Origin of the sequence: Salegentibacter sp., assembly GCF_041642575.1 — a bacterium.
In the GTDB taxonomy this organism is placed as follows: Bacteria; Bacteroidota; Bacteroidia; order Flavobacteriales; family Flavobacteriaceae; genus Salegentibacter.
The window spans coordinates 1-12,516 of sequence record NZ_JBEPWD010000010.1 but is presented as its reverse complement, the minus strand read 5'-3'; the positions used below and the strand labels follow the sequence as shown (position 1 = coordinate 12,516).

Sequence of the window (12,516 nt, the reverse complement as noted above, 5' to 3'; positions counted from 1 at the left end):
ATTTAAATGAAGTTAATATGTATTGGTGACACCCATAATAAGCACCGGGAAATGAAAATCCCTCATGGAGACATCTTAATTCATGTGGGAGATTTCACAGAAGCCGGCACAAAATTGGAAACTTTAGCTTTTCTGGATTGGTTTACCAAACAACCACATGGATACAAGATCTTTATTGCAGGAAATCATGATTTTTATATGGAAAAGCTAAGTTCCAGAACTATTAAAAAAATGCTTCCTGAGAATACCTTCTATCTGGAAGACGAAGGGGTCGTAATAGAGGGAATAAAATTCTGGGGTTCTCCTGTAACTCCGGGTAATGGCACCTGGGCGTTTAATTATGAACGTGGTTCACAAATTAGAAAACATTGGAACAAGATCCCGGAAGACACCCAAGTCTTAATAACCCACACTCCTCCTTATAGTATAAAAGACACCTTAAACAATAAACAACATATTGGCTGCGAAGAGCTTTTCAAAAGAATAAAACAGCTCCAACTTCAATTTCACATTTTTGGCCATCTCCATAATAACTTTGGAAAAACTACAATTTCTCCTACCACTTTCATCAATGCTTCAAGCCTTGACGACCAATATCGTTTCCTCCATTCCCCGATAATATTAGAAGTTTAAAGAGAATTTCATCTGCCGATCAAATTATTTGTAAGATTCACCTTACAATTTTAAGTAAAATGCTTAAGGAATTTTTAGAAATGTTCATTAAGGCAGTTAAACTTTTATTAATCAAAGGACTATTAGTTTTTTTTTAACAGGAAATCATCAAGCTAAGTTTAATTTAGCCAATGTAGATTTAGAATACTAACACCAAAATAACCATTCTTAATTATGAACACGATTACGCAGCCAGATCACATCATTGACGAAGTTAAGAATTTGATTACCTACAGTATCACCAATCCTGATGTTGAAATGAATTATTTCAACACCATGCACAGAGCTATAATTAAAAAATATTTTGAAGCTAAAAATATTAAGATAAATTATGCTGAACAGACCGTAGAAATGCAAATTCCAGTTGGAAATAGACAATATACCAATATCACCTTTGAGTGCCAGAACCTTCAACGATTTTTAAAGGCATGTATTAAGAAGGATGAAAAAAGTCTGGAATTTTATCAAAGCCTGCTTACCCATTATAATGTAACGCATGCTGCCTGAAAAAGAGAAATTCCAAACCAAAGACACCAAAGCTGCCGGATTAACCCGCAGCTTTTTTTATGTTCTGATATAAATTAACCCTTTCAGCTCAAGTTATTTTATTTTAATTAATTTTGAAACCTTTAAACAAGGAATCATCATGAAGAATAAACAAAAGGAAGTATCAAAACCCGAACAGGCCTTCATATTTGGAAAGAAAAATTACACCTTTATGTTTATTGGGCTGGCGGTTATAGCCCTCGGATTTATTCTTATGGCCGGTGGCGGCAGCGAAGATCCCAATAGTTTCAACGATGCTATTTATAATTTTAGACGCATTAGACTAGCACCTACCCTGGTTCTTTTAGGTTTTGCAATTGAAGTCTATGCTATTTTATTGAATCCTCACAAAAAATAAACATCCTTGAACGAATTTGATGCTGCAATTCTTGGAATAATCCAGGGACTTACCGAATTTTTACCGGTTTCATCCAGTGGCCATCTCGAACTGGGAAAAGCGATTTTAGGCGATACCAGTGTTCCCGAAGAGTCCCTTCTGTTTACCGTGGTTTTACATTTTGCCACCGCCCTTAGTACGCTGGTGGTTTTCAGAAAAGATGTCGCAGAGATATTCCGCGGCCTCTTTCAGTTTAAATGGAATGAAGAAACCGAATTTTCAGCGAAAATTATCGTTTCTATGATTCCTGCCGCTTTCATCGGTTTTTATTTTGAAGATGAACTGGAATCCCTTTTTGGAGGAAACGTCCTGTTTGTTGGGTTTATGCTCATTATTACTGCGCTTCTTCTATGGCTGGCAGATAAAGCTAAAAACACCCAGAAAAAAGTCAGCTTTTCGAATGCCTTTGTAATTGGGGTTTCCCAGGCAATCTCAATCTTGCCGGGAATCTCGCGCAGTGGAGCAACAATTTCCACTTCGGTATTACTTGGTAATGACAAAACCAAGGCTGCCCGTTTTTCCTTCCTTATGGTTGTTCCACTAATTTTTGGAAAGATTGCAAAAGATATTATTGACGGGAACCTGGCCGCAACTCAAACCGATGCTTCTTTACTCATTATAGGTTTTATTGCAGCTTTTATTTCTGGTCTGGCGGCATGTACCTGGATGATTACATTGGTTAAAAAAAGCAAACTTTCCTATTTCGCAATCTATTGTTTTGTAGTTGGGACTGCCGCAATAGTCTATGGATATTATAACTATTAAATGGAATCCAAACAATTTACAGCCGAAGATTTTAAATCAGGGCAAATTCTTTTATTTGATAAACCCCTGGATTGGACCTCCTTTCAGGTGGTGAATAAAGTTCGGTGGCTTATCAGGAAAAGTTATGGAATTAAAAAGATAAAAGTAGGTCACGCCGGAACTCTTGATCCTTTAGCGAGCGGACTTCTTATTATTTGCACAGGGAAGTTCACTAAAAGAATTGAGGAACTCCAGGGACAGGAAAAAGAATATACAGGCACCTTCACCCTGGGCTCTACAACACCTTCTTACGATCTTGAGACTGAAATTGATAAAGAATACCCCGTAGATCATATTACTGACGATGATCTTAAATTAGCAGTTCTTAAATTTACAGGGGAATTTGAACAAATGCCTCCGGTTTTTTCAGCATTAAAAAAAGAAGGAAAACGACTTTATGAATACGCGAGGAGTGGTGAAGCAGTAAAGATGAACACCCGACCGGTAAAAATAAGCGAATTTACAATCGATGCTTCCCGGTTTCCGGAGATAGATTTCAAAGTAGTTTGCAGCAAAGGAACATACATTCGTAGTTTGGCGCACGACTTTGGAAGAGCACTTAACAGTGGCGCACATCTTTCAGCATTAAGACGAACCCGCATTGGAGAGTATCAGGTCGAAAATGCCTTCAGTATAGAATCCTTTCAGAATTTCTTACCTTCACAGGAAAACTAATTAGCAGAAACCTCAATCCTGGTTGCCTAATTATTAACAAATTAAACAAGGAATTCACAACCCGGCTGAAATAAAAGCTTTCCGGCCGAGTTTTATATGCAATGGATTTTTTTGACAAACATAAGGCCTTGATTATAACTATTCTGTTTTGCTCGGTGGTGGTGCTGGCTTTGCATATTTTTACGTTATCCCAAAAGCAGAAACAAATAAGCGAGATGATTGTAGACCTCGATGAATTTGAGCCTGAAGAGGAAGAAGAACCTGAACTTGAAGAAGCCCCGGAAACCCCGAAATCTACAGCCCGGGAAACCCATAGAGCTTTTGATGAAAACCAGGAAGCCCGGCAGGAAAATTTCGAAAGGGAATTAGAGGAAATTTTTGAGAAAAACAGCGCTCAAAGCGAAGAAACTTCAGAAGATGAATCTGAGTCTAAAGACGGGGAATATAATATTCAGAAATCATCGCGAAAGGAAAAACAGGCTTCTGATGGAGATGATACTTCGCAAAAAATTTCAGCGCAATCCGGCAGCTTAAGAAACAGCTCGATTTCCTTTTCTTTAAAAGGGCGTAGCGCGATTAATATTCCTAATCCCGTTTACACCTGTGACAGAGCGGGAAAAGTGGTTATAAATATTCAGGTTGACTCGAATGGAAGAGTGCTCGAAACTTCGGTAAATAAAGCAAGTTCCACTACAACAAATCAGTGCCTTACCGAAAATGCCCTCCAATATGCTGCTGATGCTGTTTTTAGTCAGTTACCTGGCAGGGATAACCAGCCCGGGACTATAACCTATGAATTTCAGCCATGATGAAAAACCGCTGCGGATGGTGCGAAGGAGATCCTTTATACGAAGCGTACCACGACGAAGAATGGGGCGCTCCCGTTTATGATGATAAAACGATATTCGAATTCCTGATCCTGGAAACCTTTCAGGCAGGTTTAAGCTGGATTACCGTTCTGCGAAAAAGAGAGAATTTCCGTAAGGCTTTTGATGATTTCGACTATAAAAAGATCGCTGGCTATTCTGAAGAGAAAATCCTGGAACTCCTTGATAATCCCGGGATAATCCGGAATAAACTCAAAGTACGCTCGGCGGTTTCCAATGCACAAGCCTTTATGGAAATTCAGAAAGAGTATGGTAGCTTCAGTAAATATATCTGGGGTTTTGTAGATGAGAAATCAATTCAGAATAAAGTCAAAAACTATAAAGAAGCCCCGGCAACCACTGAAATTAGCGATAAATTAAGTAAAGACCTCAAAAAACGAGGATTCAAATTTGTGGGCTCGACCGTAGTTTACGCTCATATGCAAGCCACCGGGATGGTGAATGATCACGAGATGAAATGCTTCAGGTATGAAGAGATTCACCCCGATTTATAGGCTAAGTTTCACTTTCAGGATTTTCCATTTTTCCGCTTTCAGTTCCCATTAATTTATCCCAGAAAGTAAAATACAAGCCATAATTGGTATTGAATTCAGCATGGTGATAATGGTGGTGGGTGGCACCTATAAATAATTTTCCAAACCAACTTTTTTGAAAATGTTCCGGATAGACTTCTATATCTAAATGATTAATGACGCTGCTAATGGTCATTATTAACAAATAAAATGCAAGAACATAGATATTAACCGGAAGCACCAATAGTATCAAGGGCAGAATAATAGCCTCTAGCAAGCTCTCCCATGGATGAAAAGAAAAAGCCGTCCAGGGTGTGGGCGTTAAGCTATCGTGGTGCACTTTGTGCACGGTTTTATAAATGCGGGGATGATGCATCCAACGATGAACCCAGTAATAATATGTTTCGTGAATTAAGAGGATAATTATGAGGCTCAAAGGTAAATACCAATAGCCATATTCTTTAGGATTAAGGTAAATAGCAGTGAGGTCTTTGGTCCATAACCAATAGAGTATTGTACCTGCGAGGGCAAAGATCAACGAGGCTTTTATACTCCAGATAATTTCTTTTCTTAATTGGCCTTTTTTAGGACCTCTTCTGCTAAGCCTTTTGGAGTCGAATTTTTTAGCATTCCATTTATAATAATAGTAGTAAAAAATACCGGCCGAAATAAAATACCTCAAGAGGATGGCAAAAAAGAAAATTGCCAGATATAAAAGAAACAAGGTACCTGTATTGATCTCAGGAAACATAATTTTCACGCTTAAGTTCTAAATTTACATATTTAGACAATTCTTTTCACCAATAACCTCATCTCCAAGAAAATATTATTTTCTTACTCAAGAAATTTTATGAATTCCTTTCTTGGGATTTCTTCAGCTCCCAGGCTTGCAAGGTGATCTGTATATATCTGACAGTCGATAAGCTTCACTCCTTCCTTCCTCAATTTTTCCACCAATTTTATAAATCCGAATTTTGAAGCGTTGCTCACTTTTGCAAACATGCTTTCCCCGCAGAAGACTTTTTTATCCCTTAGGTAGATTCCGTAAAGTCCGCCTACAAGTTTTCCTTCCTTCCAAACTTCCACCGATTGAGCGATGTTAAGCTCGTGTAATTTTTGATATTGATCCTTAATTTCACCAGTGATCCAGGTACCCTCCTGGCCAGAACGTTTTATATTGGCACAATTTTCTAAAACCTCGCCAAAATTTTCATTTAAAGTGATTTTAAAGGCATCCTTCTTAAGCAACTGCTTCATGCTTTTTGAAATCTTAAGCTTTTCGGGAAAAAGCACCATTCTGGGATCCGGGCTCCACCATAAAACTGGTTGTGAAGAATCATACCACGGAAAAATCCCCCGGCTGTATGCCGAAGTAAGACTCTTAACATTAAGTTCTCCCCCAACGGCAAGAAGCCCCTGCTCATCGGCTTTTTCTACGGGAGGAAAAGGATCACCGGCTTTAAGAAAGATCAACAGCTCAAATTTTAGGATTAAAAAAGCCTGGCAGAAAACTACCAGGCTTTTAAATTATAAATTTTATCAGAATTAAAACGGTAGATCATCGTGATCTTCTTCGTTAAAATCACTTGCCGGTTCAAACTGGTCTGGTGGAGGTACCTCCTGAGTTCCGGGCTGCTGTGCCTGAAGGTTCTCAATTCTCCAACCTTGTATGGAATTGAAATATTTGGTTTCTCCCTGAGGACTAACCCATTCACGTCCACGTAGGTTAATTCCTACTTTTACCGGTTGGCCAACCTGGTAACTATCCAAAAGATCGGTTTTATCCTGTACGAACTCGATCATTATATGTTGTGGATACTGTTCCTCTGTGGTCACCACCAATTCTCTCTTTCTAAAACCATTGCTGCCAAAGGTTTTAGTCTCCCCAATAAGTTTAATCTTTCCTTGTACTTCCATAAATCTTTATTTTGCTAATAGTATTTTCCAGGCCGTTTCAGGGTTTTCCGCTTTCAGAAGTTCCTGGGCCTTTAGATGAATTTTATTTATATCTCCGCTTTTAATAAGTTTTGCAATTTCTGAATTTTCCTTCAAATAACCTTGAATTTCTTCTTCAGAAGGTAAACGCTCCACATTCCCAAGTTTCCCCAGGTCATTTCCGGTAAGTATCTTACTATCTCTTATTTCAGCAGAAATAGAATCCACACCAATTCCTAAAGTAGAAAGCGGTTTGGGCACTTCGAACATTCCCATATTGGCGCGGGTGTACCAATTACCTCCCATTCGCGCTACCTGATCGATCTTATGCTGATCTATAAATCCGTTCTCATCCAGAATTTCTTCTTTTATATGCATTTTCAGTACCTCGCAAATAATCAGGTTACCTGCTCCACCTTCCTGCCCGAGTTCGACAACTTCTTTCACTTTACATTCAAACTGTACAGGAGATTCAGCTACGCGAAAAGGTTTAACAAGCTCTGACCTCAACATGGTAAGCCCTGCTTTCTCGAATTCATTTATTCCTTCGCCATATTCGGTGCTGGAAAGTGACATTTGCTGCACCATCTCGAAATTCACAATATTTATCACCACTTCTTTGGTGGCCTTAGCATTATTATAAGTATGCTTAACAGTATTATCTCTTCCGCGCCTGGCAGGAGAAAAAATCAGGGTTGGGGGATTGGAACCAAAAACATTAAAGAAGCTAAAGGGAGACAAATTAGGTCTGCCCTGTTCATCCAGAGTGCTGGCAAATGCGATAGGCCTTGGTCCAACCGCTCCAAGCAAATATTGATGTAATTTGCCGGTACTAATCTCTCCGGGAGTTATACTTACCATTCTTAAATTTTTGACAAAGGTAACGAAACCCATAAGGAATGAAAAGGACAGCCGTACAATAAAAAATGTTTAAAAACGCTTATCTTTAAATCATAAAACCTGTTTTACTGAATGAATTTTCCTGATGAGCGAAATTTTAACCGCTGGTTTATTGTAATATCCTGTTTGGTAGTTGTCGGGTTAGTTCTGTGGAATACCTCAATTTTTTTCCAACGCCTCAAAGAAGATGAACGCGCCAAGATGAACATCTGGGCAAAAGCTCAGCAGGAGCTTGACAATGCCACAGCCGACTCAGAGATTGATCTTATCCTGGAAATACTTAATAATAACACCAGTATTCCTATAATTCATACCTATGCCGATGGGCAGGTGGCCTACACCACAAATATAGATCCTTCAATTACCCAGAACGAAAAGAGGTTAAAAAATTACCTCAACCGCATAAAGGATGAAAATGAACCTATTGTTATTAACCTTGGTGAAGGACAGGAACAATATATTTTCTACGGAAATTCCCCGGCACTAAATAAGCTAAAATATTATCCTATTGGGCTCACCCTTATAGGCTTCTTGTTTATTGGAGTGGTTTATTTTTTCTATACCACAACAAAATCCAGTGAACAGAATAAATTATGGGCCGGGATGGCCAAGGAAACCGCGCATCAAATCGGTACACCTTTATCTTCATTAATCGGGTGGACAGAAATTCTGAAGGGGGAAAATGTAAATCCTTCATATATCAGGGAGATGGAAAAGGATATAGACCGCCTGAAAACCATCACCGAACGCTTCTCCAAGATTGGTTCAGCACCGCTATTAACCAGGACAGATATTGTAGAAGAAACACATAATACCTTTGATTATTTAAAGACCAGAAGCTCAAACCTAATCGATTTTCAATTAATCGTCCCTGATGAAACCATTTATGTAAACCTTAACCAACAACTCTATAGCTGGACCATAGAGAATCTTGTGAAAAACGCTATAGATGCCATGCGTGGTAAAGGCACACTTATTATCTCGATAAAACAGGACAATAACTGGGCTTATATTGATATTAAGGATTCCGGAAAGGGTATAGACAAAAATAAGTTCAAACTCATCTTTGAGCCCGGACATACCACTAAGAAAAGAGGTTGGGGATTAGGTCTTTCGCTGGCTAAAAGAATTATAGAAGAATATCACCGTGGAAGAATTAAAGTAGCCCACAGCGAAATCAATAAAGGCACAACCTTCAGAATCTCTCTAAGGAAAGTCTGATCTATTCTGATTTTCTCTAAAACCTGGTTAAAAGATCTCCCTAAAGGTTTACGTGAATAGACTGAGCAAGCTTTTCAAACTCTTCTTTGCTCATTTCCACGTTATTTGAGAAATCCATGTCTTTCATGGAATTCAGCGGGATAAGATGAACATGTACGTGGGGCACTTCCAGGCCTACCACAGCCATTCCAACACGTTTACAGGGAACGGTTTTCTCCAGGGCAATTGCTACTTTTCGGGAGAAACGCATCAATTCCTGGTAAATTTCCTCATCCAGATCAAAGATCTTATCTACTTCCTTCTTGGGAATACAGAGAGTATGGCCTTTGGCATTCGGGTTGATATCGAGAAAAGCAAGAAACTGACTATCTTCTGCGATCTTATAAGCAGGGACCTCTCCCTGGGCTATTTTACTGAAAAGTGTGGCCATAACTTTGGTTTTTGTTAGTTTCCTTAAAGATAAAATCCTTTTCTTTCTTCCTGAGTTAAGGAATTGGAAAAGGATTTTACCTATTTGTTAAATAAAAATTATTCCCTCCAGATTTCGAGAATTTCAAATTCCATTTTTCCGCTGGGAACATCAATTTCGGCCTTTTCACCTACTTTTTTGCCAAGCAGACCTTTTCCTATAGGAGAATCCACTGAAATTTTCCCTGATTTAAGATCGGCTTCGCTTTGGGCTACTAGCTTATATTTCATTTCTGAACCGTTGCCCAGATTTTTAATCCGAACAAAAGAATGCACAAGCACCTTAGAGGTATCGAGTTGAGATTCGTCTATAACGCGGGCATTAGCCACAATTTCTTCCATTTGGGAAATTTTCATTTCCAACATTCCCTGGGCTTCCTTAGCTGCATCATATTCAGCATTCTCACTAAGGTCTCCTTTATCACGGGCTTCGGCGATCGCTTCAGAAGCTTTTGGCCGTTCAACATCTCTAAGCTGATTTAATTCATCTTTCAACTTTTTAAGCCCTTCTGCAGTATAATAAGATACTTTGCTCATAACTTCTTCGTTTATATAAATACAAAAAAATCCCATGCAAAACGGGATTTTATCTACACAAATATAATAAATTTAAGCTTTGAAAGCAATTATATTCTTTCAGCAAGAAATGCATATTTTATGAAAAAGATACTTCTTGGCTTAATCATTTCGGTTTATTTCGTCGGGTGCTCAACAGATGATAACAACCGAATTAATAACCCCAATCTTCCGGATATTAATTTCAGGATTCAGCTAAATTTAGACCTGCCCGAATATAACAATCTACAGTTTCCAGGGAATTCCTATTCCACTTACAGCAATGGGATAAAAGGTATTGTGGTTTACAACATCAATAATTCCCAGTACACCGCGTTTGAACTAAGCGACCCAAACCACCCGCCAAGTAATTGCTCTGCGATGCAGGTAACCGGAATTACCGCAAAATGCCAGTGTGACGATGGAAATGAATACAATATTGTAACCGGTGAGCTCACTGAGGGTGAGGGCCAGTATACTTTAAAACCTTACCGAATAGAACGACGAGGGAATGTAATTGAAGTATATAATTAGAATACAAAAATCCCTCCCCTTTAATGAAAAAGGAGAGGGATGGTCACAAACAAATTAAAATTTCAAAGTAACTCCAACTAAAAAGTTTCTTGTGGCCTGCGGATAATATCCCGCTCCGTCATAGGTTTGCAGTCCGCTGGCAAATTCAGGGTTTGGCACATCGTAAGTATAATAGTAACCATTGGAAACATATTCTACTCCAAAAATATTATTAAGAAGACCGGTAAATACTACCTCTTTAAAAAGCGGAGCATCTTTCCAACTGTATTGCACATTAAAATCATTTACAAAATAGCTATCCAGTTTTGAAGCTTCGGTTTCAATATTACTCATATACTGTTCGCCCACATATTTAGAAAGAAAATTCAGTTCCAAACCTTCAATTGGAGTATATCCTATCATATTCCCCGCAACAATGGTGGGAGAATACGAAATCTCGGTATTACCAAAATTTACCGCTTCCCCGTCCCAGGTAGAAACGAAATCTATATTTTGATTCTGACTCAAAGACAAGTTTGGCCTCCAGTTTATTTTATCTGAAATTCTTATCGAGGCGTCTATTTCCAGCCCCAAACGGTAACTTTCTCCACTATTTTCACGAATGAAAGCTCCAACTTCATCCAAGCCACCGGTTAGCACCAGTTGATTTTGATAATCCATATAGTAAAGGTTCGAATTCACCTGAACATTAGGCGAGTTGTACCTCCACCCCAATTCAAAATCATTTAATTCCTCAGGTTCAGGATCGCCGTTTTCATAGTCGTTTCGGCTGGGTTCCCTGTGTGCCCGGGCAAAAGAGAAATAAAACTGATTACCGGTATTCATCTGGTAGGTAAGTCCCGCTTTGGGATTGAAAAAGTTTAAATTATCATCTACCGGAAAATCACTTCCGTCAGAAAGTATTCCTTCTGTTTCATAATTAACAGTCCTCAACTGAAGATCAGCATAAGCCGCTAGTTTTTCAGTAATCGAAAAAGTTGCTTTTCCGTAGATATTAAAATCGGTTTTTGTGGCTGTATTTTCGTAATACGGTTCGTAAGGCCTTTTGTTGCGGGCAAATTTCGTGTAGATAACTTCCCCGAAATGATCGCCAACATACTTATTCCATCCTCCGCCCAGGACCAGATCAAAATCACTTTCCTGGTAATTGATCCCAAAGGTTGTTCCGTAGAAATGGTTATCCAGCCATTTGGTACCAACAAGATCTGAATTAGAAATCATCTCACCCCCGGCTTCAAAAGGTTCTAATCCAAATTCGGTGAGATCGGCACCTTCTTCATACTCTTCATAAAAACCCCTTCCGTAGGTATAATGAAGTGCAAGGTTAGAAGACCAGTTAGAATTGTATTCCTCGTTCCACAATAACTGATAATGATCCTGCTTGTAATTATCGGTTTGATTCTCATAGAAACGGGTCTCGCCATTCTCATCTTCATAGATTCCCGCAGGATTAAAAGTTCGATCGGTTTCAAGGGTTTCAGCATCTATTCCGTACCAGGCCTGATAGGTTCTTTCGCTTCCGCCAAAAGTGAGGGCTTTTATCAGGGTGTTTTCATCTACAAAAGTTCCCTGTAGAAAATAAGATTTCAAATCGCTCTCAGCCCGGTCTATATATCCATCACTTTTAATCTGTGAAACACGCCCGGCGAATTCCCAATTCTCATCAATAAGGCCGGTGCTGAATTTCAAGGTATGTTTCCTGGTGTTATAAGACCCTACACTGTTAGCAAGCTCTGCGGAAGCTTCTTCCTTGTAGCCATCGGTAAGAATATTAAGACTGGCTCCAAAAGCTCCGGCTCCGTTTGTTGAAGTTCCTACCCCACGCTGAAGCTGCATATTCTCTACAGAGGAAGCGAAATCCCCAAGGTTAACCCAGAAACTTCCCTGGCTTTCGGCATCGTTATAGGGCACACCGTTAATGGTTACATTTACCCTTGTACCATCGCTACCTCTAACGCGAATTCCCGTGTAGCCAATTCCCGCTCCGGCATCTGAGGTAGAGACCACATTGGGCATATAATTCATTAGAATTGGAATATCCTGACCCAGATTTCGGTCTTCAATTTCCTCATTGGTCAGGTTACTGTAAGTAATGGGAGATTGGGCATTTACCCTTAAAGACGAGAGAAAAACCTCATCAAGCACTTCCTGCGCGTCAGAAAGATCGATATTCAGGGTTTTGTTCTGGAAAAGATCCACCTGAACAGATTTCTGATTTCCATAGGAAAAGATTAGGTTATAAGACCCGTCTTCCAGTTCCAAACGGTAATTACCATCGGCATTGGTTTGGGTTCCTGCACCTGTTTCCTTAGCGTAAACCGAAACGCCTTCAATGGGGACATCATCCTCGGTGACTTTTCCTTTTAAAATGTGAGTTTGAGCTATGGCCTGAAAGGAAATCAGACAAAGG

The 12,516-nt window shown here is 39.3% G+C and carries 16 protein-coding genes; 9 read left to right on the top strand and 7 right to left on the bottom strand.

Going from position 1 to position 12,516, the window contains the following annotated elements; all coding sequences use genetic code 11:
* The first annotated feature begins 6 nt into the window (after positions 1-6).
* The 7 genes from ACESK1_RS03395 to ACESK1_RS03365 all read left to right on the top strand — a co-directional run bounded on the left by ACESK1_RS03395 (position 7) and on the right by ACESK1_RS03365 (position 4,475).
* Positions 7-633, top strand: coding sequence for a metallophosphatase domain-containing protein (locus ACESK1_RS03395; protein WP_372917935.1), 627 nt, complete (start codon positions 7-9; stop codon positions 631-633).
* Positions 634-846: 213 nt separating this feature from the next.
* The gene (locus ACESK1_RS03390; protein ID WP_372917933.1) at positions 847-1,179 is read left to right on the top strand and encodes a hypothetical protein; all 333 of its coding nucleotides are present in this window, start codon (positions 847-849) and stop codon (positions 1,177-1,179) included.
* A gap of 139 nt (positions 1,180-1,318) precedes the next feature.
* Entirely contained in the window at positions 1,319-1,576 is a 258-nt protein-coding gene (locus tag ACESK1_RS03385; protein ID WP_372917931.1) for a DUF3098 domain-containing protein, read from the top strand.
* Positions 1,577-1,582: 6 nt separating this feature from the next.
* Positions 1,583-2,380: an undecaprenyl-diphosphate phosphatase gene (locus ACESK1_RS03380; RefSeq protein WP_372917929.1), complete on the top strand. Its 798-nt coding sequence runs from the start codon at positions 1,583-1,585 to the stop codon at positions 2,378-2,380.
* Positions 2,381-3,094 (top strand): tRNA pseudouridine(55) synthase TruB, encoded by a 714-nt coding sequence (truB, locus tag ACESK1_RS03375; RefSeq protein WP_372917927.1) that lies wholly within the window; start codon positions 2,381-2,383, stop codon positions 3,092-3,094. It begins immediately after the preceding gene.
* Between the two features lie 128 nt (positions 3,095-3,222).
* Positions 3,223-3,903 carry a TonB family protein gene (locus tag ACESK1_RS03370; RefSeq protein WP_372917925.1) on the top strand — a complete coding sequence of 227 codons (681 nt, stop codon included), beginning with the start codon at positions 3,223-3,225 and terminating at the stop codon, positions 3,901-3,903.
* Positions 3,900-4,475 carry a DNA-3-methyladenine glycosylase I gene (locus ACESK1_RS03365; protein WP_372917923.1) on the top strand — a complete coding sequence of 192 codons (576 nt, stop codon included), beginning with the start codon at positions 3,900-3,902 and terminating at the stop codon, positions 4,473-4,475. Before ACESK1_RS03370 ends, ACESK1_RS03365 begins: the two co-directional genes overlap by 4 nt.
* A 1-nt stretch (position 4,476) precedes the next feature.
* Here the strand turns inward: ACESK1_RS03365 and ACESK1_RS03360 are convergent, their stop codons facing one another.
* The 4 genes from ACESK1_RS03360 to ACESK1_RS03345 form a co-directional block, all read right to left on the bottom strand.
* Positions 4,477-5,244, bottom strand: coding sequence for a sterol desaturase family protein (locus ACESK1_RS03360; RefSeq protein WP_372917989.1), 768 nt, complete (start codon positions 5,242-5,244; stop codon positions 4,477-4,479).
* A gap of 83 nt (positions 5,245-5,327) precedes the next feature.
* The gene (aat, locus tag ACESK1_RS03355; RefSeq protein WP_372917921.1) at positions 5,328-5,966 is read right to left on the bottom strand and encodes a leucyl/phenylalanyl-tRNA--protein transferase; all 639 of its coding nucleotides are present in this window, start codon (positions 5,964-5,966) and stop codon (positions 5,328-5,330) included.
* Positions 5,967-6,038: 72 nt separating this feature from the next.
* Positions 6,039-6,410: a DUF3127 domain-containing protein gene (locus tag ACESK1_RS03350; protein WP_372917919.1), complete on the bottom strand. Its 372-nt coding sequence runs from the start codon at positions 6,408-6,410 to the stop codon at positions 6,039-6,041.
* Positions 6,411-6,416: 6 nt separating this feature from the next.
* Entirely contained in the window at positions 6,417-7,289 is an 873-nt protein-coding gene (locus tag ACESK1_RS03345; RefSeq protein WP_372917917.1) for a flavin reductase family protein, read from the bottom strand.
* Between the two features lie 111 nt (positions 7,290-7,400).
* Between ACESK1_RS03345 and ACESK1_RS03340 the strand changes: the two genes are divergently transcribed.
* Positions 7,401-8,549, top strand: a complete 1,149-nt coding sequence (locus ACESK1_RS03340) for a sensor histidine kinase (protein WP_372917915.1) — start codon at positions 7,401-7,403, stop codon at positions 8,547-8,549.
* Between the two features lie 40 nt (positions 8,550-8,589).
* Here the strand turns inward: ACESK1_RS03340 and ACESK1_RS03335 are convergent, their stop codons facing one another.
* Both ACESK1_RS03335 and greA read right to left on the bottom strand, forming a co-directional pair.
* Positions 8,590-8,979 carry an HIT family protein gene (locus tag ACESK1_RS03335; protein WP_372917913.1) on the bottom strand — a complete coding sequence of 130 codons (390 nt, stop codon included), beginning with the start codon at positions 8,977-8,979 and terminating at the stop codon, positions 8,590-8,592.
* Between the two features lie 98 nt (positions 8,980-9,077).
* On the bottom strand, positions 9,078-9,554 hold the full coding sequence (greA, locus tag ACESK1_RS03330; protein WP_372917911.1) for a transcription elongation factor GreA: 477 nt from the start codon (positions 9,552-9,554) through the stop codon (positions 9,078-9,080).
* Positions 9,555-9,674: 120 nt separating this feature from the next.
* On the opposite strand from greA, the gene ACESK1_RS03325 reads away from it, so the two are divergent.
* Positions 9,675-10,106 carry a hypothetical protein gene (locus tag ACESK1_RS03325; protein WP_372917909.1) on the top strand — a complete coding sequence of 144 codons (432 nt, stop codon included), beginning with the start codon at positions 9,675-9,677 and terminating at the stop codon, positions 10,104-10,106.
* Positions 10,107-10,160: 54 nt separating this feature from the next.
* Here the strand turns inward: ACESK1_RS03325 and ACESK1_RS03320 are convergent.
* The coding region (locus ACESK1_RS03320; protein WP_372917907.1) for a TonB-dependent receptor at positions 10,161-12,516 on the bottom strand (2,356 nt) is incomplete at its 5' end.

What these genes read in the sequence shown, in the direction of transcription:
- ACESK1_RS03335 (WP_372917913.1), bottom strand. Translation starts at nt 8,979, where the DNA reads ATGGCCACACTTTTCAGTAAAATAGCCCAGGGAGAGGTCCCTGCTTAT.
- ACESK1_RS03350 (WP_372917919.1), bottom strand. Translation starts at nt 6,410, where the DNA reads ATGGAAGTACAAGGAAAGATTAAACTTATTGGGGAGACTAAAACCTTT.
- ACESK1_RS03385 (WP_372917931.1), top strand. Translation starts at nt 1,319, where the DNA reads ATGAAGAATAAACAAAAGGAAGTATCAAAACCCGAACAGGCCTTCATA.
- ACESK1_RS03325 (WP_372917909.1), top strand. Translation starts at nt 9,675, where the DNA reads ATGAAAAAGATACTTCTTGGCTTAATCATTTCGGTTTATTTCGTCGGG.
- ACESK1_RS03395 (WP_372917935.1), top strand. Translation starts at nt 7, where the DNA reads ATGAAGTTAATATGTATTGGTGACACCCATAATAAGCACCGGGAAATG.
- ACESK1_RS03390 (WP_372917933.1), top strand. Translation starts at nt 847, where the DNA reads ATGAACACGATTACGCAGCCAGATCACATCATTGACGAAGTTAAGAAT.
- greA (WP_372917911.1), bottom strand. Translation starts at nt 9,554, where the DNA reads ATGAGCAAAGTATCTTATTATACTGCAGAAGGGCTTAAAAAGTTGAAA.
- ACESK1_RS03345 (WP_372917917.1), bottom strand. Translation starts at nt 7,289, where the DNA reads ATGGTAAGTATAACTCCCGGAGAGATTAGTACCGGCAAATTACATCAA.
- truB (WP_372917927.1), top strand. Translation starts at nt 2,381, where the DNA reads ATGGAATCCAAACAATTTACAGCCGAAGATTTTAAATCAGGGCAAATT.
- ACESK1_RS03360 (WP_372917989.1), bottom strand. Translation starts at nt 5,244, where the DNA reads ATGTTTCCTGAGATCAATACAGGTACCTTGTTTCTTTTATATCTGGCA.
- ACESK1_RS03365 (WP_372917923.1), top strand. Translation starts at nt 3,900, where the DNA reads ATGATGAAAAACCGCTGCGGATGGTGCGAAGGAGATCCTTTATACGAA.
- ACESK1_RS03340 (WP_372917915.1), top strand. Translation starts at nt 7,401, where the DNA reads ATGAATTTTCCTGATGAGCGAAATTTTAACCGCTGGTTTATTGTAATA.